The organism is Vibrio sp. 1249-1, from assembly GCF_033340495.1.
On the sequence record NZ_JAWOWJ010001021.1, the window covers coordinates 1 to 547 of the forward strand.

Consider the following 547-nt stretch of genomic DNA (forward strand, 5'->3'; position numbering starts at 1 on the left):
CGACTTGTGCAATTTTGGGTTTACTTGTTGGCTGCCAACCAAAAAACCAAGAAGAGACGACACATGTAACAGCCTCGGCAGATGTATGTAATACACAGGGAAACATGCCAGGTGGGTGGAACGAATTTGATGCTACCCCTGATGCACAAAAGGCGATGGCCTTTGTCCTGAAACAAATGGATACCCTTTCGTCATTCAAACAAATTCTGACAGTTCATGCACAAATAGTGAGCGGTGTGAACTACGCAATTGAATTTGAAATGGATGATGGCTCGATTTGGAACACTATTGTGTATCGTAATCTCGACGGAGAGTACGCGATTACTCAATCGCCAAAAGAAGGTCACTTCTGCGAACAATAAGTGTCAGAGTCGATAAAAAAGCCCCATAAAGGGGCTTTTTTGTTTTCATTTAACTGTTTGATTTTTATTTAGATAATAGCATCTGAGATTTAACCGAAACGGTAGAACCAAACCTAGACGGTTCAACATCGATTCGCAACGCCATCTGCTCTTTGAGTTCAGACACGTGTGAAATTACGCCAATC

1 protein-coding gene is annotated in these 547 nt (G+C 42.0%); it reads left to right on the forward strand.

The window, feature by feature from the left end; genetic code table 11:
• Window positions 1–362, forward strand: a 362-nt coding sequence (locus tag R7Z50_RS30245; RefSeq protein ID WP_318150115.1) for a cystatin domain-containing protein, incomplete at its 5' end; no start/stop codon positions are given.
• Window positions 363–547: the final 185 nt, after the last annotated feature.